Annotated in this window: 20 protein-coding genes; 13 read left to right on the top strand and 7 right to left on the bottom strand. The window is 50.7% G+C overall.

What is annotated here, in order from left to right; translation table 11 throughout:
• Positions 1–11: 11 nt before the first annotated feature.
• Together btuF and mtnN are read right to left on the bottom strand one after the other, a co-directional pair.
• Positions 12–812 carry a vitamin B12 ABC transporter substrate-binding protein BtuF gene (gene btuF / locus QUF14_RS00830; protein WP_100733611.1) on the bottom strand — a complete coding sequence of 267 codons (801 nt, stop codon included), beginning with the start codon at positions 810–812 and terminating at the stop codon, positions 12–14.
• A complete protein-coding gene (gene mtnN / locus QUF14_RS00835) occupies positions 805–1,503 on the bottom strand; it encodes a 5'-methylthioadenosine/S-adenosylhomocysteine nucleosidase (protein WP_000689844.1) in 699 nt (232 codons plus the stop codon). The genes btuF and mtnN overlap by 8 nt, the downstream gene beginning before the upstream one ends.
• An 83-nt stretch (positions 1,504–1,586) precedes the next feature.
• Between mtnN and dgt the strand changes: the two genes are divergently transcribed.
• The 3 genes from dgt (at position 1,587) to cdaR (ending at position 5,970) form a co-directional block, all read left to right on the top strand.
• Entirely contained in the window at positions 1,587–3,104 is a 1,518-nt protein-coding gene (gene dgt, locus QUF14_RS00840) for a dGTPase (RefSeq protein WP_000057104.1), read from the top strand.
• Positions 3,105–3,233: 129 nt separating this feature from the next.
• Positions 3,234–4,658, top strand: a complete 1,425-nt coding sequence (gene degP, locus QUF14_RS00845) for a serine endoprotease DegP (protein ID WP_000753942.1) — start codon at positions 3,234–3,236, stop codon at positions 4,656–4,658.
• 154 nt (positions 4,659–4,812) lie between these two features.
• Positions 4,813–5,970, top strand: coding sequence for a DNA-binding transcriptional regulator CdaR (gene cdaR, locus QUF14_RS00850; RefSeq protein WP_000929430.1), 1,158 nt, complete (start codon positions 4,813–4,815; stop codon positions 5,968–5,970).
• Between the two features lie 53 nt (positions 5,971–6,023).
• Here the strand turns inward: cdaR and QUF14_RS00855 are convergent, their stop codons facing one another.
• The 5 genes from QUF14_RS00855 to map all read right to left on the bottom strand — a co-directional run bounded on the left by QUF14_RS00855 (position 6,024) and on the right by map (position 11,820).
• The gene (locus QUF14_RS00855) at positions 6,024–6,410 is read right to left on the bottom strand and encodes a DUF3461 family protein (RefSeq protein ID WP_000272188.1); all 387 of its coding nucleotides are present in this window, start codon (positions 6,408–6,410) and stop codon (positions 6,024–6,026) included.
• 161 nt (positions 6,411–6,571) lie between these two features.
• On the bottom strand, positions 6,572–7,384 hold the full coding sequence (gene yaeI, locus QUF14_RS00860; protein ID WP_000625627.1) for a phosphodiesterase YaeI: 813 nt from the start codon (positions 7,382–7,384) through the stop codon (positions 6,572–6,574).
• Between the two features lie 52 nt (positions 7,385–7,436).
• Positions 7,437–8,261 (bottom strand): 2,3,4,5-tetrahydropyridine-2,6-dicarboxylate N-succinyltransferase, encoded by an 825-nt coding sequence (gene dapD / locus QUF14_RS00865; protein ID WP_001186650.1) that lies wholly within the window; start codon positions 8,259–8,261, stop codon positions 7,437–7,439.
• Positions 8,262–8,291: 30 nt separating this feature from the next.
• Positions 8,292–10,964 (bottom strand): bifunctional uridylyltransferase/uridylyl-removing protein GlnD, encoded by a 2,673-nt coding sequence (glnD, locus tag QUF14_RS00870; protein WP_100733612.1) that lies wholly within the window; start codon positions 10,962–10,964, stop codon positions 8,292–8,294.
• A gap of 61 nt (positions 10,965–11,025) precedes the next feature.
• A complete protein-coding gene (map, locus tag QUF14_RS00875; protein ID WP_001018200.1) occupies positions 11,026–11,820 on the bottom strand; it encodes a type I methionyl aminopeptidase in 795 nt (264 codons plus the stop codon).
• Positions 11,821–12,187: 367 nt separating this feature from the next.
• Here map and rpsB point away from each other — a divergent pair, with 367 nt between their 5' ends.
• The 10 genes from rpsB (at position 12,188) to skp (ending at position 23,282) form a co-directional block, all read left to right on the top strand.
• Positions 12,188–12,913 (top strand): 30S ribosomal protein S2, encoded by a 726-nt coding sequence (gene rpsB / locus QUF14_RS00880; protein ID WP_000246882.1) that lies wholly within the window; start codon positions 12,188–12,190, stop codon positions 12,911–12,913.
• A gap of 257 nt (positions 12,914–13,170) precedes the next feature.
• Complete coding sequence (gene tsf / locus QUF14_RS00885; protein ID WP_000818114.1) at positions 13,171–14,022, top strand: translation elongation factor Ts; 852 nt, start codon at positions 13,171–13,173, stop codon at positions 14,020–14,022.
• Positions 14,023–14,168: 146 nt separating this feature from the next.
• Positions 14,169–14,894, top strand: coding sequence for a UMP kinase (pyrH, locus tag QUF14_RS00890; RefSeq protein ID WP_000224573.1), 726 nt, complete (start codon positions 14,169–14,171; stop codon positions 14,892–14,894).
• A gap of 291 nt (positions 14,895–15,185) precedes the next feature.
• On the top strand, positions 15,186–15,743 hold the full coding sequence (gene frr, locus QUF14_RS00895; RefSeq protein ID WP_000622418.1) for a ribosome recycling factor: 558 nt from the start codon (positions 15,186–15,188) through the stop codon (positions 15,741–15,743).
• Between the two features lie 92 nt (positions 15,744–15,835).
• Positions 15,836–17,032 carry a 1-deoxy-D-xylulose-5-phosphate reductoisomerase gene (gene ispC / locus QUF14_RS00900; protein WP_000811933.1) on the top strand — a complete coding sequence of 399 codons (1,197 nt, stop codon included), beginning with the start codon at positions 15,836–15,838 and terminating at the stop codon, positions 17,030–17,032.
• Between the two features lie 188 nt (positions 17,033–17,220).
• Positions 17,221–17,979 (top strand): (2E,6E)-farnesyl-diphosphate-specific ditrans,polycis-undecaprenyl-diphosphate synthase, encoded by a 759-nt coding sequence (ispU, locus tag QUF14_RS00905; RefSeq protein ID WP_001517776.1) that lies wholly within the window; start codon positions 17,221–17,223, stop codon positions 17,977–17,979.
• A gap of 12 nt (positions 17,980–17,991) precedes the next feature.
• Positions 17,992–18,849 carry a phosphatidate cytidylyltransferase gene (gene cdsA / locus QUF14_RS00910; RefSeq protein ID WP_000922437.1) on the top strand — a complete coding sequence of 286 codons (858 nt, stop codon included), beginning with the start codon at positions 17,992–17,994 and terminating at the stop codon, positions 18,847–18,849.
• Positions 18,850–18,860: 11 nt separating this feature from the next.
• On the top strand, positions 18,861–20,213 hold the full coding sequence (gene rseP, locus QUF14_RS00915; protein WP_100733613.1) for a sigma E protease regulator RseP: 1,353 nt from the start codon (positions 18,861–18,863) through the stop codon (positions 20,211–20,213).
• 29 nt (positions 20,214–20,242) lie between these two features.
• On the top strand, positions 20,243–22,675 hold the full coding sequence (gene bamA / locus QUF14_RS00920; protein ID WP_001240896.1) for an outer membrane protein assembly factor BamA: 2,433 nt from the start codon (positions 20,243–20,245) through the stop codon (positions 22,673–22,675).
• Between the two features lie 121 nt (positions 22,676–22,796).
• Positions 22,797–23,282: a molecular chaperone Skp gene (gene skp / locus QUF14_RS00925; protein ID WP_000758956.1), complete on the top strand. Its 486-nt coding sequence runs from the start codon at positions 22,797–22,799 to the stop codon at positions 23,280–23,282.
• The last annotated feature ends 2 nt before the right edge of the window (positions 23,283–23,284 follow it).

The following is a 23,284-nucleotide window of genomic DNA, read 5'->3' on the forward strand; positions in this document are numbered from 1 at the left end:
AAGATCAGGCGCTAATCTACCTGTGAAAGCGCATTACAGAGCTGTTGTGCAGCGAGGATAATACGTGGGCTTGCACGTTCAAACCAGTCACTCGTGAGAGGAATAACGGGAATTTTGAGCTGTTCACCCCAGTATTGTTTGATTTTAGGAATTTGGTCCGGTCCGCCTGTAATGACAATCGCCTGTGGCGCGCGTGCTAACACCTGTTCGCGGCTAACTTGCGGCCAGGGAACCCGGCTGTCTTTAAAGATGTTTTCTCCGCCACAAACTTCGAGTACCTGGTTTTGAATCGACTCTTTTCCACTGGTAAATAGCGGATTAATGCCGAATTGCAGAAAAACACGTTTTTTAGGTTTATCAGCATATTGCGCTTTCAATTGCGCGTACTGGTCCAGCAGGGATTGTGCGGCTTGTTCGGCCTTGTCTGGTTGTGGACTCCAGGGGGCCAGTTGACGTAACGCATTGGCAATTTGTTCAATGCTTGTCGCATCGACCCACATCACTTTTATTCCCAGCGAAGCTAACTGGTCAACCTGCCGCTCGGCATTACCTCCACGCCAGGCAATCACCAGATCGGGTTTAAGGGCCACAATGCGTTCGAGATTCATCCCCTGCCAGGTTGAAACCTGCTCAATCTTTTGCGCTTGTGGAGGGTAGTCGGAATAACTGCTGACCCCAACCGGCGTGATCCCGGCGGCAAAAGCAAGTTCAGTGTTGGTGGGTGAAAGCGTGATGACGCGCGGTGCGGCGTTGAGCCACAGAGGGGCGAGAAAAGACAGGGCGACCAGCGCCCTGAACAGTGACTTAGCCATGTGCCAGTTTCTGCACCAGTGACTCAACCATCAGGCTGGACTGTTTAGCAGCAACAGCCAGGAACTCATCGAAGCTAAGATGAGACTGTTGATCGGCCACGTCGGAGATGGCGCGTACGACAACAAACGGGACGTTAAAATTGTGGCAGACATGAGCGATTGCCGTCGCTTCCATCTCTACAGCAATGGCCTGCGGGAAGTTGTGGCGGATTTTCGCCAGGCCAACAGAACCGTTGATGAAAGCGTCGCCGCTGACAATCAGGCCACGTACAGCGTTAAGATTCAGTTCGGCAATGCAGGCCTCAGCGGCAGCGATCAGTTTATCGTCAGCTTTGAAGCCAGCCGGGCAGCCAGGTAACTGACCGTATTCGTAACCAAATGCCGTGACATCCGCGTCGTGATAACGTGCTTCGTCCGAGACAACGATATCGCCCACTTTCAGCGTTGGCGCCAGGCCACCAGCAGAACCGGTGTTAATAATCACATCTGGCTTGCAGTGTTCCAACAGCAGAGTTGCACCCAGTGCCGCAGCAACTTTACCGATGCCCGATTTCAGAAGCGCAACTTCGGTTCCATTCAGTTGGCCGGTATAGATTTCGCAACCGCCCAGACTGATAGTTTGGCGGTTTTCGATTTTGTCACGCAGCAGCGTAACTTCTTCTTCCATTGCACCAATGATGCCGATTTTCATAGATTTACTCGCGATAAGCCCGATTTGAAGGCATAGTTTACCATGCGCTTACGGGGAAGCGTATTTCTCACGCGGGAGAGGACATGGCACAGATTGATTTCCGAAAAAAAATAAACTGGCATCGTCGTTACCGTTCACCACAGGGCGTTAAAACCGAACATGAGATCCTGCGAATCTTTGAGAGCGATCGCGGGCGTATTATTAACTCTCCGGCAATTCGTCGTCTGCAACAAAAGACCCAGGTTTTTCCGCTGGAGCGAAATGCCGCCGTGCGCACGCGTCTAACCCATTCAATGGAAGTCCAGCAGGTGGGGCGCTACATCGCCAAAGAAATTTTAAGCCGTCTGAAAGAACTTAAATTACTGGAAGAGTATGGTCTGGATGAACTGACCGGCCCCTTTGAAAGTATTGTTGAGATGTCATGCCTGATGCACGATATCGGCAATCCGCCGTTTGGCCATTTTGGTGAAGCGGCGATAAATGACTGGTTTCGCCAGCGTTTGTTTCCGGCTGATGCCGAAAGCCAGCCTCTGACTGACGATCGCTGCTGCGTGGTGGCATTACGTTTACGGGAAGGGGAAGAACCGCTTAACGAACTGCGGCGCAAAATTCGTCAGGACTTATGCCATTTTGAGGGGAATGCACAAGGTATTCGTCTGGTGCATACATTGATGCGGATGAATCTCACCTGGGCACAGGTTGGCGGTATTTTAAAATATACCCGTCCGGCGTGGTGGCGTGGCGAAACGCCTGAGACACATCACTATTTAATGAAAAAGCCGGGTTATTATCTTTCTGAAGAAGCTTATATTGCCCGGTTGCGTAAAGAACTTAATTTGGCGCTTTACAGTCGTTTTCCATTAACGTGGATTATGGAAGCTGCCGACGACATCTCCTATTGTGTGGCAGATCTTGAAGATGCGGTAGAGAAAAGAATATTCAGCGTTGAGCAGCTTTATCATCATTTGCACGAAGCGTGGGGCCAGCATGAGAAAGGTTCGCTCTTTTCGCTGGTGGTTGAAAATGCCTGGGAAAAATCACGCTCAAATAGTTTAAGCCGCAGTACGGAAGATCAGTTTTTTATGTATTTACGGGTAAACACCCTAAATAAACTGGTACCCTACGCAGCACAACGATTTATTGATAATCTGCCTGCGATTTTCGCCGGAACGTTTAATCATGCATTATTGGAAGATGCCAGCGAATGCAGCGATCTTCTAAAGCTATATAAAAATGTCGCTGTAAAACATGTGTTTAGCCATCCAGATGTCGAGCAGCTTGAATTGCAGGGCTATCGGGTCATTAGCGGATTATTAGAGATTTATCGCCCTTTATTAAGCCTGTCGTTATCAGACTTTACTGAACTGGTAGAAAAAGAACGGGTGAAACGTTTCCCTATTGAATCGCGCTTATTCCACAAACTCTCGACGCGCCATCGGCTGGCCTATGTCGAGGCTGTCAGTAAATTACCGTCAGATTCTCCTGAGTTTCCGCTATGGGAATATTATTACCGTTGCCGCCTGCTGCAGGATTATATCAGCGGTATGACCGACCTCTATGCCTGGGATGAATACCGACGTCTGATGGCCGTAGAACAATAACCAGGCTTTTGTAAAGACGAACAATAAATTTTTACCTTTTGCAGAAACTTTAGTTCGGAACTTCGCGCTATAAAACGAATCTGAAGAACACAGCAATTTTGCGTTATCTGTTAATCGAGACTGAAATACATGAAAAAAACCACATTAGCACTGAGTGCACTGGCTCTGAGTTTAGGTTTGGCGTTATCTCCGCTCTCTGCAACGGCGGCTGAGACTTCTTCAGCAACGACAGCCCAGCAGATGCCAAGCCTTGCACCGATGCTCGAAAAGGTGATGCCTTCAGTGGTCAGCATTAACGTAGAAGGTAGCACAACCGTTAATACGCCGCGTATGCCGCGTAATTTCCAGCAGTTCTTCGGTGATGATTCTCCGTTCTGCCAGGAAGGTTCTCCGTTCCAGAGCTCTCCGTTCTGCCAGGGGGGCCAGGGCGGTAATGGCGGCGGCCAACAACAGAAATTCATGGCGCTGGGTTCCGGCGTCATCATTGATGCCGATAAAGGCTATGTCGTCACCAACAACCACGTTGTTGATAACGCGACGGTGATTAAAGTCCAGCTGAGCGATGGTCGTAAGTTCGACGCGAAGATGGTTGGCAAAGATCCGCGCTCTGATATCGCGCTGATCCAGATCCAGAACCCGAAAAATCTGACCGCAATTAAGATGGCGGATTCTGATGCACTGCGCGTGGGTGATTACACCGTAGCAATTGGTAACCCGTTTGGTCTGGGCGAGACGGTAACTTCCGGGATTGTCTCTGCGCTGGGGCGTAGCGGTCTGAATGCCGAAAACTATGAAAACTTCATCCAGACCGATGCTGCGATCAACCGGGGTAACTCTGGTGGCGCGCTGGTTAACCTGAACGGCGAACTGATTGGTATCAACACCGCGATCCTCGCACCGGACGGCGGAAACATCGGTATCGGTTTTGCTATCCCGAGCAACATGGTGAAAAACCTGACCTCGCAGATGGTGGAATACGGCCAGGTGAAACGTGGTGAGCTGGGTATTATGGGCACTGAGCTGAACTCCGATCTGGCGAAAGCGATGAAAGTTGACGCCCAGCGCGGTGCTTTCGTAAGCCAGGTTCTGCCGAACTCTTCCGCCGCGAAAGCGGGCATTAAAGCGGGTGATGTGATCACCTCACTGAACGGTAAGCCAATCAGCAGCTTTGCCGCACTGCGTGCTCAGGTGGGCACTATGCCGGTAGGCAGCAAACTGACCCTGGGCTTACTGCGCGACGGGAAGCAGGTTAACGTGAACCTGGAACTGCAGCAGAGCAGCCAGAATCAGGTTGATTCCAGCACCATCTTCAACGGCATTGAAGGCGCTGAGATGAGCAACAAAGGCAAAGATCAGGGCGTGGTGGTGAACAACGTGAAAACGGGCACTCCGGCTGCGCAGATCGGCCTGAAGAAAGGTGATGTGATTATTGGTGCGAACCAGCAGGCAGTGAAAAACATCGCTGAACTGCGTAAAGTTCTCGACAGCAAACCGTCTGTGCTGGCACTGAATATTCAGCGCGGCGACAGCACCATCTATCTGTTAATGCAGTAATCTTCCTCAACCCCTTCCTGAAAACGGGAAGGGGTTCTCCTTACAATCTGTGAACTTCACCACAACTCCATACATCTTCCTCATCCTTTGGGCATTTGCACAATGCCGTACGTTACGTACTTCCTTATGCTAAGCCGTGCATAACGGAGGACTTATGGCTGGCTGGCATCTTGATACCAAAATGGCGCAGGATATCGTGGCGCGCACCATGCGCATCATTGATACCAATATTAACGTAATGGATGCCCGCGGGCGTATTATCGGCAGCGGCGATCGTGAGCGTATTGGTGAATTGCACGAAGGTGCATTGCTGGTACTTTCACAGGGACGAGTAGTTGATATCGATGACGCGGTGGCACGTCATCTGCACGGTGTGCGGCAGGGGATTAATCTACCATTACGGCTGGAAGGTGAAATTGTCGGCGTAATCGGCCTGACTGGTGAACCAGAGAATCTGCGTAAATATGGCGAACTGGTCTGCATGACGGCTGAAATGATGCTGGAACAGTCGCGGTTGATGCATCTGTTGGCGCAGGATAGCCGTTTGCGGGAAGAACTGGTGATGAACCTGATTCAGGCGGAGGAGAATACTCCTGCACTCACTGAATGGGCGCAACGGCTGGGGATCGATCTCAATCAACCGCGAGTGGTGGCTATTGTTGAGGTCGATAGCGGTCAACTTGGCGTGGACAGCGCAATGGCGGAGTTACAGCAACTGCAAAACGCGCTGACTACACCCGAGCGTAATAATCTGGTGGCGATTGTTTCACTGACCGAAATGGTGGTGTTGAAACCGGCGTTGAATTCGTTTGGGCGCTGGGATGCAGAAGATCATCGTAAGCGAGTTGAACAACTGATTGCCCGCATGAAAGAGTATGGTCAGCTACGTTTTCGCGTTTCGCTGGGTAACTATTTTACCGGACCAGGCAGTATTGCCCGCTCTTATCGTACGGCGAAAACGACGATGGTGGTGGGTAAACAGCGGATGCCCGAAAGTCGCTGCTATTTTTATCAGGATCTGATGTTGCCTGTGTTGCTCGACAGTTTGCGTGGCGACTGGCAGGCCAACGAACTGGCGCGACCGCTGGCGCGGCTGAAAGCGATGGACAATAACGGCTTGCTGCGGCGAACGCTGGCGGCGTGGTTTCGCCACAATGTGCAACCGCTGGCAACGTCAAAGGCGTTGTTTATTCATCGTAATACTCTTGAGTATCGGCTTAATCGTATATCGGAACTGACCGGGCTTGATTTGGGCAATTTTGATGACAGGTTGCTGCTGTATGTGGCGTTACAACTGGATGAAGAGCGGTAGGTCGATTACAAAATTACAGCCGGGTGAGACTGTACCCGGCCCACAGAATGACATTATTTACGCGTCAGTTTTTCCAGATCGGCTTCAATCTCGCTGATCTTATTGGTTACTACTGACTCCAGGTGACGTAAGTCGTCGAGGATCTTACGCTTAAGATCAACTTCGCTGCGGTCACGCTGGCAGATTTGATCAAGCTCATCAATGATATACCGTAGATTCGGGCTGATTTCCTGGACTTCTTTATAACCCTGACCCACACCATCAGCGACGACCGTTTTACGCTGACGCGGATATTTAAACTTCACGCTCTTGGCGAAAAACTCGCCTTTGTCTTTCTGGAAATAGATTTTCAGAATATCGTTGTTGGCTTCCTGCCGGAGGCTGTAACGATCAATTTCTTCAGGATTGGTAATACCCAGACTTTTCAGATTGTCGTACATAGCGTTACCTCAAAATGAGTCAGTAAATTGTGCTTATTTTAGCATTTGGCCTGGCCCGCCCGGCTCGACTGTGATCGCAGAAAGCCTTTTTCTTCCAGACTTCTATCATGGCGTAAAAATCAAAAAATTACCTGCTTTATTCTGGCGATAAAATTCACGTTCTACACCAGTTCCAGCATCGTTACTTCCGGGCGGCTGTTCAGACGCAAACCATATAAACTGCCCACGCCGCGGGTTGTGTAGATGTGTCGTTCGCCAAAGGCATTTAATCCGGCGACGTAGCGTTTATCTTCGACAGGGGCAAAAGGTTCACCAACCAACGGTACGCGCAGTTGCCCGCCATGAGTATGGCCGCACAGCATCAGATCCCAGAGTTCATCACGTATGACTTCTTTGCTGTCGGGATTATGTGCCAGCACCAGACGAGGCAGATTTGCTTCGCTGGCGGGAGGTGGTTTGCATTGTCCGGCCCATAAATCACCAGTGCCAACCAGTTCAAATTGCCGTTTTGATGTGGCGATTACCGTTGCCTGGTTAAACAACACAGTGATCCCCGCCGATTTTAACGCCTCGCCAATTAAGCGATTTTTCTCTGTACCCACGGGGTGATCGTGATTGCCAAAACAGGCAAATGTCGGTGCACATTTGGCAAGGGGAGAGAGTACGTCACTGAACGCCGAAAAATTCAGCGGCATATCAAATAAAACATAATCGCCACCCAGCAAAATCAAATCAGGTTTTTGCGCTACGCCAAGGGCAATAGCGTCAGAAATCAGGCTTAAAGGAACAAAACGAGAGTAATGGAGATCGGCCAGAAACAGAATTTTGAATGGTGCGGCTTTTTCTTCAAAAAAGGCGAAGCGGTGATGGCTTAATTCAAGCCAGCCGGGTTCCAGGTAATGCATATAACCGAAACCTGAGCCCGTGGCTATCGTCGCGGCAGTAGCCTGCAAAAATCGGCGGCGTGAAATCATCATTCATCCCTGTAAAAAAACGGGCAGCTTCATGCTGCCCGTGTACTGACTTTTAGTCGATGGTGCGTAGCAGTTCGTTAATGCCGACTTTGCCGCGAGTTTTCGCGTCAACTTTCTTAACGATAACTGCACAATAAAGGCTGTATTTGCCATCTTTCGACGGCAGGTTGCCAGAAACAACCACCGAACCAGCCGGAACGCGACCGTAGTGAATTTCGCCAGTTTCGCGATCGTAAATACGGGTGCTCTGACCGATGTATACGCCCATGGAAATGACGGAACCTTCTTCGACAATCACCCCTTCAACGACTTCTGAACGTGCGCCGATGAAGCAGTTATCTTCAATGATGGTCGGATTAGCCTGCAGCGGCTCCAGCACGCCGCCGATACCTACGCCACCGGAAAGGTGGACATTTTTACCAATCTGCGCACAGGAACCGACGGTCGCCCAGGTATCAACCATTGTGCCTTCATCAACATATGCACCGATGTTGACGTAAGACGGCATCAGCACAGTGTTACGGGCGATAAACGCACCTTGACGTACTGCCGCTGGTGGTACAACGCGGAATCCTTCTTTCTGAAAACGCGCTTCGTCGTAGTCGGCGAATTTCATCGGTACTTTATCGAAGTAGCGGCTTTCTGCCCCTTCGATCACCTGATTATCATTAATACGGAAAGAGAGCAGCACCGCTTTTTTCAACCACTGATGCGTCACCCATTGACCGTCAATTTTTTCCGCAACACGCAGTGCGCCGGAATCCAGCAGGGCGATCACCTGATTTACCGCTTCGCGGGTAACGGTGTCTGCATTGGCTGGGGTGATCTCGGCACGGCGTTCAAAAGCGGTTTCAATAATGTTCTGTAACTGCTGCATTGTTAAACTCTTTTCATATCAGTAAACACATCACCCTTTATCGTTTGGATTGAGGGCCTCTGTCAACCGCTGATGCACTTCCTGCTGCAACTCGTTATTAAGCGCACGCCGGTCAGCGGTGGCAATTATGAATAAATCTTCTACTCGCTCGCCAATGGTTGTAATTCGGGCGCCATGAAGCGAAATTCCCAGATCGGCAAAAATTTTCCCGACTCGCGCCAGCAAGCCAGGTTGGTCGAGGGCAATCAATTCGAGGAATGATTTTCGGTCGGTATGGGTCGGCAAAAACGTCACTTCGGTTTCAACAGTAAAATGGCGCAATTTGGCAGGCTGGCGACGCGGCTGCGGTGGCTGCCAGCTACTTTGTGTCAGTACTTGCTCCAGACCAAACCGAATAACCTCATGACGATCGGCGGACAGCGGGCTGCCATCGGGTTCCAGCACTATAAAGGTATCCATTGCCATACCGTCGCGAGTGGTGAAAATTTGTGCGTCGTGAACGCTTAAATTGCGGTGGTCTAACTCGGCACACACGGCGGCAAACAGATATGGGCGGTCCGGGCTCCAGATAAAAATCTCCGTGCCACCACGCGTAGCCTGCGGGCTAAGCAATACCAGCGGTTTGCTTAAATCATGCTGTAATAAATGGCGCGCATGCCAGGCCAGTTGATTTGGGCTATGGCGGACAAAATAGTTAGCGCGACAGCGTGACCAGATATGGTGCAGTGCCTCTTCGTCAATATTGTCCATACGCAGTAGCGCCAGCGCCTGTAGCTGGTGATGGCGAACGCGTTCGCGCATATCCGGCGTGTTTTGCATTCCGCGCCGTAGCTGCTTTTCGGTGGCAAAGTAGAGCTCACGCAACAGACTTTGCTTCCAGCTGTTCCACAGTGTTTCGTTGGTGGCGCAAATGTCTGCCACTGTCAGGCATACCAGATAACGCAGACGATTTTCTGTTTGCACTTCTTCGGCAAACTGCTTGATGACTTCCGGATCCTGAATATCGCGGCGCTGAGCTGTCACCGACATCAGCAAGTGCTGGCGAACCAGCCAGGCGACCAGCTGTGTTTCGCGTGAGTTCAGCCCGTGGAGTTCGGCAAAATGCACTACATCCTGAGCACCGAGAATGGAGTGGTCGCCGCCGCGTCCTTTGGCGATATCGTGAAACAGCGCGGCGATGAAAATCAGCTCAGTTGACGGCAGGCGCGGCCAGACGTCCACACACAACGGATGGCGCTGTCGTGTTTCTTCACTGGCAAAACTCTCCAGTTTCAACATCACGCGGATAGTATGTTCATCCACCGTATAGGCGTGGAACAGGTCAAACTGCATCTGCCCGACGATATGCGACCATTGCGGCATATACGCGCCGAGCACGCTATGGCGATGCATTGGCAATAGTCCGCGTCGCACCGCTCCGGGGTGGCGTAGAATGCTCAAAAACAGTTTTCGCGCTTCCGGAATATTACACAGAGGTTGTTGCAGGTGGCGACGGGCGTGGCGCAACTGGCGCAGCGTGGTGGAGTAAATGCCGGTGATCGCACTGTTGCGCACCATGGTGTAGAACATACGCAAGATGGCTTCCGGCTGGCGCATAAACAGTGTTTCATCGCGCAGGTCGATTAGCGTACCGCGTAGCTGAAACTCATCGTCGATTGGACGTGGTTTTTCGTCGGCGGGCAGGGCGAGGATGGCTTCATCGAACAGTTGCAGCAGCATCTGGTTGAGTTCGCTGACGCGGCGTGTAACGCGGAAGTAATCCTTCATCATCTGCTCGACGGGTTCGTTACCTTCGCCACTGTAATTCAGACGCTGGGCGACGCTAAGTTGGCGATCAAACAGCAGGCGATTATCGTAACGGCTGACGACCAGATGCAGGGCAAAGCGAATACGCCACAATATATGCAGACATTCGTTTAATTCCGCCCGTTCCGCTGAGGTTAAGAAGCCAAATCCAACCATCTCATCCAGCGATGTTGCGCCAAAATGACGGCGGGCAACCCATTGCAGAGTGTGGATATCGCGCAAGCCGCCGGGGCTACTTTTGATGTCTGGTTCAAGGTTGTAGCTGGTGCCGTGGTAACGATGATGGCGCTGGTTCTGTTCTTCAACTTTCGCCGCGTAGAACTTGTCGGAAGGCCAGAATCCTTCGCTAAAAATATGTTTTTGCAGTTCGAGGAACAGCGCAACATCGCCAATTAATAAGCGGGATTCGATTAAATTGGTGGCGACGGTTAAATCCGATAACCCTTCCAGCATGCACTCTTCAAGCGTGCGCACGCTATGACCCACTTCCAGCTTTACATCCCAGAGCAGCGTTAACAGCTCGCCCACTTTTTGCGCCTGATCGTCCGGGAGCTTTTTACGGCTTAAAATCAGTAAATCGATGTCAGAAAGTGGATGCAGCTCGCCACGACCGTAGCCACCGACGGCGACCAATGCCAGGTCGGCAATCTGGCTGAATCCCGCTTCAATCCATAACCGTTGCAGGAGTTGGTCGATAAACTCGGTGCGTGCCTCAATCAATTGTTCTGCGGAGTTCCCATTGTCAAAGGCATCACCCAGCCAACGCTGGAAGGTATCAATATGGGCTTTTATCCCACAAACGGTTAATTCATCACGGGGCCAGGCGCATGGATTTTGCGGTTGACCGGGCAGGGTGGGGAGAGCGGTGTTTGCATACTGTTCTGGAAGGGTATTCATTGTGCGCCACCCATAAGATTAAATTATCGTATTAAAAAAGCCGGCATTCGCCGGCTTCATCTTATTCTTCGTGCGAGATTATCGCCGGGATGGTGTCATCCTTGCGTAGCGTCAGAATTTCGCAGCCGTTATCGGTCACCACAATAGTATGCTCATATTGTGCAGACAAGCTGCGATCTTTGGTTTTTACCGTCCAGCCATCTTTCATGGTGCGGATCTCTTTTTTGCCCGCGTTGACCATTGGCTCGATGGTGAAGGTCATCCCCGGTTTCAGCACGACGTTGGTTTCACGGGAGTCATAGTGCAGCACCTGCGGTTCTTCGTGGAAGCCGCGACCAATACCGTGTCCGCAATATTCACGAACGACGGAGAAGCCTTCTGCTTCGACAAATTTCTGAATCGCCGCACCGATTTCGCGCAGATTAATGCCCGGTTTTACCATGCGCAGCGCCAGGTAAAGACTCTCTTGCGTTACGCGGCACAGACGTTCGCCCATGATGGTCGGCTTACCGACGATAAACATTTTCGAGGTGTCGCCGTGGAAACCATCTTTGATTACGGTGACATCAATGTTAACGATATCGCCATCTTTCAGCAGCTTGGCGTCGTCCGGGATACCGTGGCACACCACTTCATTAATAGAGATGCAAACGGATTTCGGATAGCCGTGATAGCCGAGGCAGGCAGAAACCGCGTGTTGTTCATTAACAATGTAATCATTACAGATGCGATCCAGCTCGCCGGTGCTGACGCCCGGTTTAACATACGGTTCGATCATTTCCAGCACTTCGGCAGCCAGTCGGCCAGCGACGCGCATTTTTTCGATATCTTCTGGGGTCTTGATTGAGATAGCCATTAATTCTGTCCATCAGCGTCGGTGATACCGACAATATATATGTAAGTGTCGTCAATGGTATCACACCCGGGCAAATTGAGAATCATTCTGAATTTCGCCAAACGTGCCACTGAACGTTTTCTATAATAGAAAATTCATCGTCTGATGCTGTACACAGCGCCAACAATTATTGGTGTCCACGACGTATTTGTGGTATAAAGCGCGCCGGACTTCCGATCCATTTCGTATACACAGACTGGACGGAAGCGACAATCTCACTTTGTGTAACAACACACACGTATCGGCACATATTCCGGGGTGCCCTTTAGGGTCGGTAATATGGGATACGTGGAGGCATAACCCCAACTTTTATATAGAGGTTTTAATCATGGCAACTGTTTCCATGCGCGACATGCTCAAGGCTGGTGTTCACTTCGGTCACCAGACCCGTTACTGGAACCCGAAAATGAAGCCGTTCATCTTCGGTGCGCGTAACAAAGTTCACATCATCAACCTTGAGAAAACTGTACCGATGTTCAACGAAGCTCTGGCTGAACTGAACAAGATTGCTTCTCGTAAAGGTAAAATCCTTTTCGTTGGTACTAAACGCGCTGCAAGCGAAGCGGTGAAAGACGCTGCTCTGAGCTGCGACCAGTTCTTCGTGAACCATCGCTGGCTGGGCGGTATGCTGACTAACTGGAAAACCGTTCGTCAGTCCATCAAACGTCTGAAAGACCTGGAAACTCAGTCTCAGGACGGTACTTTCGACAAGCTGACCAAGAAAGAAGCGCTGATGCGCACTCGTGAGCTGGAGAAACTGGAAAACAGCCTGGGCGGTATCAAAGACATGGGCGGTCTGCCGGACGCTCTGTTTGTAATCGATGCTGACCACGAACACATTGCTATCAAAGAAGCAAACAACCTGGGTATTCCGGTATTTGCTATCGTTGATACCAACTCTGATCCGGACGGTGTTGACTTCGTTATCCCGGGTAACGACGACGCAATCCGTGCTGTGACCCTGTACCTGGGCGCTGTTGCTGCAACCGTACGTGAAGGCCGTTCTCAGGATCTGGCTTCCCAGGCGGAAGAAAGCTTCGTAGAAGCTGAGTAATAAGGCTTGATAACTCCCCCAAAATAGTTCGAGTTGCAGAAAGGCGGCAAGCTCGAGAATTCCCGGGAGCTTACATCAGTAAGTGACCGGGATGAGCGAGCGAAGACAACGCATCTGCGGCGCGAAATATGAAGGGGGAGAGCCCTTATAGACCAGGTAGTACACGTTTGGTTAGGGGGCCTGCATATGGCCCCCTTTTTCACTTTTATATCTGTGCGGTTTAATGCCGGGCAGATCACATCTCCGAGGATTTTAGAATGGCTGAAATTACCGCATCCCTGGTAAAAGAGCTGCGTGAGCGTACTGGCGCAGGCATGATGGATTGCAAAAAAGCACTGACTGAAGCTAACGGCGACATCGAGCTGGCAATCGAAAACATGCGTAAGTCCGGTGCTATTAAAGCAGCGAAAAAAGCAGGCAACGTTGCTGCTGACGGCGTGATCAAAACCAAAATCGACGGCAACTACGGCATCATTCTGGAAGTTAACTGCCAGACTGACTTCGTTGCAAAAGACGCTGGTTTCCAGGCGTTCGCAGACAAAGTTCTGGACGCAGCTGTTGCTGGCAAAATCACTGACGTTGAAGTTCTGAAAGCACAGTTCGAAGAAGAACGTGTTGCGCTGGTAGCGAAAATCGGTGAAAACATCAACATTCGCCGCGTTGCTGCGCTGGAAGGCGACGTTCTGGGTTCTTATCAGCACGGTGCGCGTATCGGCGTTCTGGTTGCTGCTAAAGGCGCTGACGAAGAGCTGGTTAAACACATCGCTATGCACGTTGCTGCAAGCAAACCAGAATTCATCAAACCAGAAGATGTATCCGCTGAAGTGGTAGAAAAAGAATACCAGGTACAGCTGGATATCGCGATGCAGTCTGGTAAGCCGAAAGAAATCGCAGAGAAAATGGTTGAAGGCCGCATGAAGAAATTCACCGGCGAAGTTTCTCTGACCGGTCAGCCGTTCGTTATGGAACCAAGCAAAACTGTTGGTCAGCTGCTGAAAGAGCATAACGCTGAAGTGACTGGCTTCATCCGCTTCGAAGTAGGTGAAGGCATCGAGAAAGTTGAGACTGACTTTGCAGCAGAAGTTGCTGCGATGTCCAAGCAGTCTTAATTATCGAAAAGGAGCCGCCTGAGGGCGGCTTCTTTTTGCGCCCATCTTGTAAATTCAGCTAACCCTTATGGGGCTGCGCTGAAAAGCGACGTACAATGTCGCCGGTATTAATTCATTTCAATCGTTGACAGTCTCAGGAAAGAAACATGGCTACCAATGCAAAACCCGTCTATAAACGCATTCTGCTTAAGTTGAGTGGCGAAGCTCTGCAGGGCACGGAAGGCTTCGGTATTGATGCAAGCATACTGGATCGCATGGCTCAGGAAATCAAAGAACTGGTTGAACTGGGTATTCAGGTTGGTGTGGTGATTGGTGGGGGTAACCTGTTCCGTGGCGCTGGTCTGGCGAAAGCGGGTATGAACCGCGTTGTGGGCGACCACATGGGGATGCTGGCGACCGTAATGAACGGCCTGGCAATGCGTGATGCACTGCACCGCGCCTATGTGAACGCTCGTCTGATGTCCGCTATTCCATTGAATGGCGTGTGCGACAGCTACAGCTGGGCAGAAGCTATCAGCTTGTTGCGCAACAACCGTGTGGTGATCCTCTCCGCCGGTACAGGTAACCCGTTCTTTACCACCGACTCAGCAGCTTGCCTGCGTGGTATCGAAATTGAAGCTGATGTGGTGCTGAAAGCAACCAAAGTTGACGGCGTGTTTACCGCTGATCCGGCGAAAGATCCAACCGCAACCATGTACGAGCAACTGACTTACAGCGAAGTGCTGGAAAAAGAGCTGAAAGTCATGGACCTGGCGGCCTTCACGCTGGCTCGTGACCATAAATTACCGATTCGTGTTTTCAACATGAACAAACCGGGTGCGCTGCGCCGTGTGGTAATGGGTGAAAAAGAAGGGACTTTAATCACGGAATAATTCCCGTGATGGATAAATAAGGGTAAGATTCCGCGTAAGTATCGCGGGGGCGTAAGTCTGGTTATAAGGCGTTATTGTTGCAGGCAGTTTGGTCACGGCCAGCGCGCAGCAACCGGAGCGTACACAAGTACGTGAGGATGGCGAGCACTGCCCGGGGCCAAAATGGCAAATAAAATAGCCTAATAATCCAGACGATTACCCGTAATATGTTTAATCAGGGCTATACTTAGCACACTTCCACTGTGTGTGACTGTCTGGTCTGACTGAGACAAGTTTTCAAGGATTCGTAACGTGATTAGCGATATCAGAAAAGATGCTGAAGTACGCATGGATAAATGCGTAGAAGCGTTCAAAACCCAAATCAGCAAAATACGCACGGGTCGTGCTTCTCCCAGCCTGCTGGATGGCATTGTCGTGGAATATTACGGCACGCCGACGCCGCTGCGTCAGCTGGCAAGCGTAACGGTAGAAGATTCCCGTACTCTGAAAATCAACGTGTTTGATCGTTCAATGTCTCCGGCCGTTGAAAAAGCGATTATGGCGTCCGATCTTGGCCTGAACCCGAACTCTGCGGGTAGCGACATCCGTGTTCCGCTGCCGCCGCTGACGGAAGAACGTCGTAAAGATCTGACCAAAATCGTTCGTGGTGAAGCAGAACAAGCGCGTGTTGCAGTACGTAACGTGCGTCGTGACGCGAACGACAAAGTGAAAGCACTGTTGAAAGATAAAGAGATCAGCGAAGACGACGATCGCCGTTCTCAGGACGATGTACAGAAACTGACTGATGCTGCAATCAAGAAAATTGAAGCGGCGCTGGCAGACAAAGAAGCAGAACTGATGCAGTTCTGATTTCTTGAACGACAAAAAACGCCGCTCAGTAGATCCTTGCGGATCGGCTGGCGGCGTTTTGCTTTTTATTCTGTCTCAACTCTGGATGTTTCATGAAGCAACTCACCATTCTGGGCTCGACCGGCTCGATTGGTTGCAGCACGCTGGACGTGGTGCGCCATAATCCCGAACACTTCCGCGTAGTTGCGCTGGTGGCAGGCAAAAATGTCACTCGCATGGTAGAACAGTGCCTGGAATTCTCTCCCCGCTATGCCGTAATGGATGATGAAGCGAGTGCGAAACTTCTTAAAACGATGCTACAGCAACAGGGTAGCCGCACCGAAGTCTTAAGTGGTCAGCAGGCAGCTTGTGATATGGCAGCGCTTGAAGATGTTAATCAGGTGATGGCGGCTATTGTTGGCGCAGCTGGCCTGTTGCCTACGCTTGCTGCAATCCGCGCGGGTAAAACCATTTTGTTGGCCAATAAAGAATCACTGGTCACTTGCGGACGTCTGTTTATGGACGCCGTAAAGCAGAGCAAAGCGCAATTGTTACCAGTCGATAGCGAACATAACGCCATTTTTCAGAGTTTACCGCAACCTATCCAGCATAATCTGGGATACGCTGACCTTGAGCAAAATGGCGTGGTGTCCATTTTGCTTACCGGGTCTGGTGGCCCTTTCCGTGAGACGCCATTGCGCGATTTGGCAACAATGACGCCGGATCAAGCCTGCCGTCATCCGAACTGGTCGATGGGGCGTAAAATTTCTGTCGATTCGGCTACCATGATGAACAAAGGTCTGGAATACATTGAAGCGCGTTGGTTGTTTAACGCCAGTGCCAGCCAGATGGAAGTGCTGATTCATCCGCAGTCAGTGATTCACTCAATGGTGCGTTATCAGGACGGCAGTGTTCTGGCGCAGTTGGGTGAACCGGATATGCGTACGCCAATTGCCCACACCATGGCCTGGCCGAATCGCGTGAACTCTGGTGTGAAGCCGCTCGATTTTTGCAAACTGAGTGCGTTGACATTTGCCGCACCGGATTATGATCGCTATCCATGCCTTAAACTGGCAATGGACGCGTTCGAACAAGGCCAGGCTGCGACGACTGCATTGAATGCCGCAAACGAAATCACCGTTGCAGCCTTTCTTGCGCAACAAATCCGCTTTACGGATATCGCCGCGTTGAATTTATCCGTACTGGAAAAAATGGATATGCGCGAACCACAATGCGTGGACGATGTGTTATCTGTTGATACGAACGCGCGTGAAGTCGCCAGAAAAGAGGTGACGCGTCTCGCAAGCTGAGGATAATCCGGCTACAGAGAGTCGTGCTATTTGTTAGCGTAGGGCTTCAGTGATATAGTCTGCGCCATCTGACCATAAGTAGTTGGCTTTATAAGGTCAGGTATGCCGTGGTTTTACACGGCTTTTTTTTGTATAGGCTTCAGTATTCCTGAGTACCGTAAACCCTGTCAGGGAATAAGAAACGCGTGATGTTGTCTGCTACTCAACCACTTAGCGAAAAATTGCCAGTACATGGCTGTCGTCATGTTGCGATCATTATGGACGGCAATGGTCGCTGGGCAAAAAAGCAAGGGAAGATTCGTGCCTTTGGGCATAAAGCCGGGGCAAAATCCGTCCGCCGGGCTGTCTCTTTTGCGGCCAACAACGGTATTGAGGCGTTAACGCTGTATGCCTTTAGTAGTGAAAACTGGAACCGACCAGCGCAGGAAGTCAGTGCGTTAATGGAACTGTTTGTTTGGGCGCTCGATAGCGAAGTAAAAAGCCTGCACCGACATAACGTACGTCTGCGTATTATTGGCGATACCAGTCGCTTTAACTCGCGTTTGCAAGAACGTATTCGTAAATCGGAGGCGCTAACAGCCGGAAATACCGGTCTAACGCTGAATATTGCGGCGAACTACGGTGGACGTTGGGATATAGTCCAGGGAGTCAGGCAACTGGCTGAAAAGGTGCAGCAAGGAAACCTGCAACCAGATCAGATAGATGAAGAGATGCTAAACCAGCATGTCTGTATGCATGAACTGGCCCCTGTAGATTTAGTAATTAGGACTGGGGGGGAGCATCGCATTAGTAACTTTTTGCTTTGGCAAATTGCCTATGCCGAACTTTACTTTACAGATGTTCTCTGGCCCGATTTCGATGAACAAGACTTTGAAGGGGCGTTAAATGCCTTTGCTAATCGAGAGCGTCGTTTCGGCGGCACCGAGCCCGGTGATGAAACAGCCTGATGGGGGTCGCTTTTGCTGAAGTATCGCCTGATATCTGCTTTTGTGTTAATACCCGTCGTCATCGCGGCGTTGTTTCTGTTGCCGCCGGTGGGGTTCGCCATTGTAACGCTGGTGGTCTGTATGCTGGCAGCGTGGGAATGGGGACAGCTTAGCGGTTTTACCACTCGCTCGCAGCGAGTATGGTTGGCGGTGTTATGTGGGTTATTGTTGGCGCTGATGCTTTTTCTGTTGCCGGAATATCACCGAAATATTCATCAACCGCTGGTTGAAATCTCACTTTGGGCTTCGCTGGGTTGGTGGATTGTCGCGCTATTGCTGGTGCTGTTTTACCCAGGTTCCGCAGCAATCTGGCGTAACTCTAAAACATTGCGCATTATTTTTGGCGTGCTAACCATTGTTCCCTTCTTCTGGGGCATGCTGGCGTTACGGGCCTGGCACTACGACGAGAATCATTACAGTGGCGCAATATGGCTGCTCTATGTCATGATCTTGGTATGGGGCGCTGACTCTGGCGCATATATGTTTGGCAAATTGTTTGGTAAACATAAGCTGGCACCGAAGGTTTCTCCGGGTAAAACCTGGCAAGGCTTTATCGGTGGACTCGCGACTGCAGCGGTAATCTCATGGGGTTATGGCATGTGGGCGAATCTCGACGTCGCTCCCGTCACCTTACTCATTTGCTCTATTGTCGCAGCGTTAGCCTCAGTGCTCGGCGATCTGACCGAGAGTATGTTTAAGCGTGAAGCAGGAATTAAGGACAGCGGTCATTTAATTCCAGGACACGGTGGTATTTTAGATCGTATTGATAGTCTGACGGCTGCGGTACCGGTCTTTGCTTGCTTGTTGTTACTGGTATTCAGGACGCTTTAACGGAAGGTAATATGCTGAGTTTTCTCTGGGATTTGGCTTCGTTCATCGTTGCACTGGGTGTGCTCATCACCGTGCATGAATTTGGTCATTTCTGGGTTGCCCGGCGTTGTGGTGTTCGCGTTGAGCGTTTCTCAATAGGTTTTGGCAAGGCGCTTTGGCGCCGAACTGATAAGCTAGGCACCGAATATGTCATCGCCCTGATCCCGTTGGGCGGTTATGTCAAAATGCTGGATGAGCGCGCAGAACCGGTTGTTCCGGAACTCCGCCACCATGCCTTCAATAATAAATCTGTCGGCCAACGTGCGGCGATTATTGCCGCAGGTCCGGTTGCAAACTTCATTTTTGCTATCTTTGCCTACTGGCTGGTTTTTATTATTGGTGTGCCTGGCGTACGTCCGGTGGTTGGCGAAATAGCAGCCAATTCGATAGCTGCGGAAGCACAAATTGCACCATGTACGGAACTAAAAGCCGTAGATGGTATCGAAACGCCTGATTGGGATGCCGTGCGTTTGCAGTTGGTCGATAAAATTGGCGATGAAAGCACCACCATTACGGTAGCGCCATTTGGCAGCGACCAACGACGGGATGTAAAGCTCGATTTACGTCACTGGGCGTTTGAGCCTGATAAAGAAGATCCGGTATCTTCGCTGGGGATTCGTCCTCGTGGCCCGCAAATTGAACCTGTACTGGAAAATGTGCAGCCAAACTCGGCCGCAAGCAAGGCAGGTTTGCAAGCAGGCGACAGGATCGTTAAAGTCGATGGTCAGCCCTTAACGCAGTGGGTGACCTTTGTGATGCTTGTCCGGGATAACCCGGGTAAATCCTTAGCGTTAGAAATCGAAAGACAGGGGAGTCCCTTGTCTTTGACATTAATCCCGGAGAGTAAACCGGGTAATGGTAAAGCGATTGGTTTTGTCGGTATTGAGCCGAAAGTCATTCCTTTGCCAGATGAGTATAAAGTTGTACGCCAGTATGGGCCGTTCAACGCTATCGTCGAAGCCACGGACAAAACGTGGCAGCTGATGAAGCTGACGGTCAGTATGCTGGGAAAATTGATCACCGGTGATGTGAAACTGAACAACCTCAGTGGGCCGATCTCTATCGCCAAGGGGGCTGGGATGACAGCGGAACTCGGGGTTGTTTATTACCTGCCGTTTCTTGCGCTCATTAGCGTGAACTTAGGGATAATTAACCTGTTTCCGTTGCCCGTACTTGACGGGGGGCATCTGCTGTTCCTTGCGATCGAAAAGATCAAGGGCGGACCGGTATCCGAGCGGGTTCAAGACTTTTGTTATCGCATTGGCTCGATTTTGCTGGTGCTGTTAATGGGGCTTGCACTTTTCAATGATTTCTCTCGGTTATGAGAGTTAGTTAGGAAGAACGCATAATAACGATGGCGATGAAAAAGTTGCTCATAGCGTCGCTGCTGTTTAGCAGCGCCACCGTATACGGTGCTGAAGGATTCGTAGTGAAAGATATTCATTTCGAAGGCCTTCAGCGTGTCGCCGTTGGTGCGGCCCTCCTCAGTATGCCGGTGCGCACAGGCGACACGGTTAATGATGAAGATATCAGTAATACCATTCGCGCTCTGTTTGCTACCGGCAACTTTGAGGATGTTCGCGTCCTTCGTGATGGTGATACCCTTCTGGTTCAGGTAAAAGAACGTCCGACCATTGCCAGCATTACTTTCTCCGGTAACAAATCGGTGAAAGATGACATGCTGAAGCAAAACCTCGAGGCTTCTGGCGTGCGTGTGGGCGAATCCCTCGATCGCACCACCATTGCCGATATCGAGAAAGGTCTGGAAGACTTCTACTACAGCGTCGGTAAATATAGCGCCAGCGTTAAAGCTGTCGTGACCCCGCTGCCGCGCAACCGTGTTGACCTCAAGCTGGTGTTCCAGGAAGGTGTGTCAGCTGAAATCCAGCAAATTAACATTGTTGGTAACCATGCTTTCACCACCGACGAACTGATCTCTCATTTCCAATTGCGTGACGAAGTGCCGTGGTGGAACGTAGTAGGCGATCGTAAATACCAGAAACAGAAACTGGCAGGCGACCTTGAAACCCTGCGCAGCTACTATCTGGATCGCGGTTATGCTCGTTTCAACATTGACTCTACCCAGGTCAGTCTGACGCCAGATAAAAAAGGTATTTACGTCACGGTGAACATCACCGAAGGCGATCAATACAAGCTTTCTGGCGTTGAAGTGAGCGGTAACCTTGCCGGGCACTCCGCTGAAATTGAGCAGTTGACTAAGATCGAGCCGGGTGAGCTGTATAACGGCACCAAAGTGACCAAAATGGAAGATGACATTAAAAAGCTTCTCGGTCGCTACGGTTATGCCTATCCGCGCGTACAGTCGATGCCTGAAATTAACGATGCTGACAAAACCGTTAAATTACGTGTGAACGTTGATGCGGGTAACCGTTTCTACGTGCGTAAGATCCGTTTTGAAGGTAACGATACCTCGAAAGATGCCGTTCTGCGTCGCGAAATGCGTCAGATGGAAGGTGCATGGCTGGGGAGCGATCTGGTCGATCAGGGTAAGGAGCGTCTGAATCGTCTGGGCTTCTTTGAAACTGTCGATACCGATACCCAACGTGTTCCGGGTAGCCCGGACCAGGTTGATGTAGTCTACAAGGTGAAAGAACGTAACACCGGTAGCTTCAACTTCGGGATTGGTTACGGTACTGAAAGTGGCGTGAGCTTCCAGGCTGGTGTGCAACAGGATAACTGGTTAGGTACGGGTTATGCTGTTGGTATCAACGGGACCAAAAACGATTACCAGACCTATGCTGAACTGTCGGTAACCAACCCGTACTTCACCGTAGATGGCGTAAGCCTCGGTGGTCGTCTCTTCTATAATGACTTCCAGGCAGATGACGCCGACCTGTCCGACTATACCAACAAGAGTTATGGTACAGACGTGACGTTGGGCTTCCCGATCAACGAATATAACTCGCTGCGTGCAGGTCTGGGTTATGTACATAACTCCCTGTCCAACATGCAGCCTCAGGTTGCGATGTGGCGTTATCTGTACTCTATGGGTGAACATCCGAGTACCTCTGATCAGGATAACAGCTTCAAAACGGACGACTTCACGTTCAACTATGGTTGGACCTATAACAAGCTTGACCGTGGTTACTTCCCGACAGATGGTTCACGTGTCAACCTGACCGGTAAAGTGACCATTCCGGGATCGGATAACGAATACTACAAAGTGACGTTAGACACGGCGACTTATGTGCCGATCGATGACGATCACAAATGGGTTGTTCTGGGTCGTACCCGCTGGGGTTATGGTGATGGTTTAGGCGGCAAAGAGATGCCGTTCTACGAGAACTTCTATGCCGGTGGTTCCAGCACCGTGCGTGGCTTCCAGTCCAATACCATTGGTCCGAAAGCAGTTTACTTCCCGCATCAGGCTAGTAATTATGATCCGGACTATGATTACGAATGTGCGACTCAGGACGGCGCGAAAGACCTGTGTAAATCGGATGATGCTGTAGGCGGTAACGCTATGGCGGTTGCCAGCCTCGAGTTCATCACCCCGACGCCGTTCATTAGCGACAAGTATGCTAACTCGGTTCGTACTTCCTTCTTCTGGGATATGGGTACCGTTTGGGATACAAACTGGGATTCCAGCCAATATTCTGGATATCCGGACTATAGTGATCCAAGCAATATCCGTATGTCTGCGGGTATCGCATTACAATGGATGTCCCCATTGGGGCCGTTGGTGTTCTCCTACGCCCAGCCGTTCAAAAAGTACGATGGAGACAAGGCAGAACAGTTCCAGTTTAACATCGGTAAAACCTGGTAAGTGTTCTCCACAAAGGAATGTAGTGGTAGTGTAGCGATGACTTTAGGCGATCAATATAAGATCGCCGGGCCACGCAAAGAACTGCACCCTCCGGTGCAAATGGGATGGTAAGGAGTTTATTGTGAAAAAGTGGTTATTAGCTGCAGGTCTCGGTTTAGCACTGGCAACTTCTGCTCAGGCGGCTGACAAAATTGCAATCGTCAATATGGGCAGCCTGTTCCAGCAGGTAGCGCAGAAAACCGGTGTTTCTAACACGCTGGAAAATGAGTTCAAAGGCCGTGCCAGCGAACTGCAGCGTATGGAAACCGATCTGCAGGCTAAAATGAAAAAGCTGCAGTCCATGAAAGCGGGCAGCGATCGTACCAAACTGGAAAAAGACGTGATGGCTCAGCGCCAGACTTTTGCTCAGAAAGCGCAGGCTTTTGAGCAGGATCGCGCTCGTCGTTCCAACGAAGAACGCGGCAAACTGGTTACTCGTATCCAGACTGCTGTGAAATCCGTTGCCAACAGCCAGGATATCGATCTGGTTGTTGATGCAAACGCCGTTGCTTACAACAGCAGCGATGTAAAAGACATCACTGCTGACGTACTGAAACAGGTTAAATAAGT

The sequence above is a fragment of the Escherichia sp. HH091_1A genome, assembly GCF_030295175.1.
Taxonomy (GTDB): Bacteria; Pseudomonadota; Gammaproteobacteria; order Enterobacterales; family Enterobacteriaceae; genus Escherichia; species Escherichia coli_F.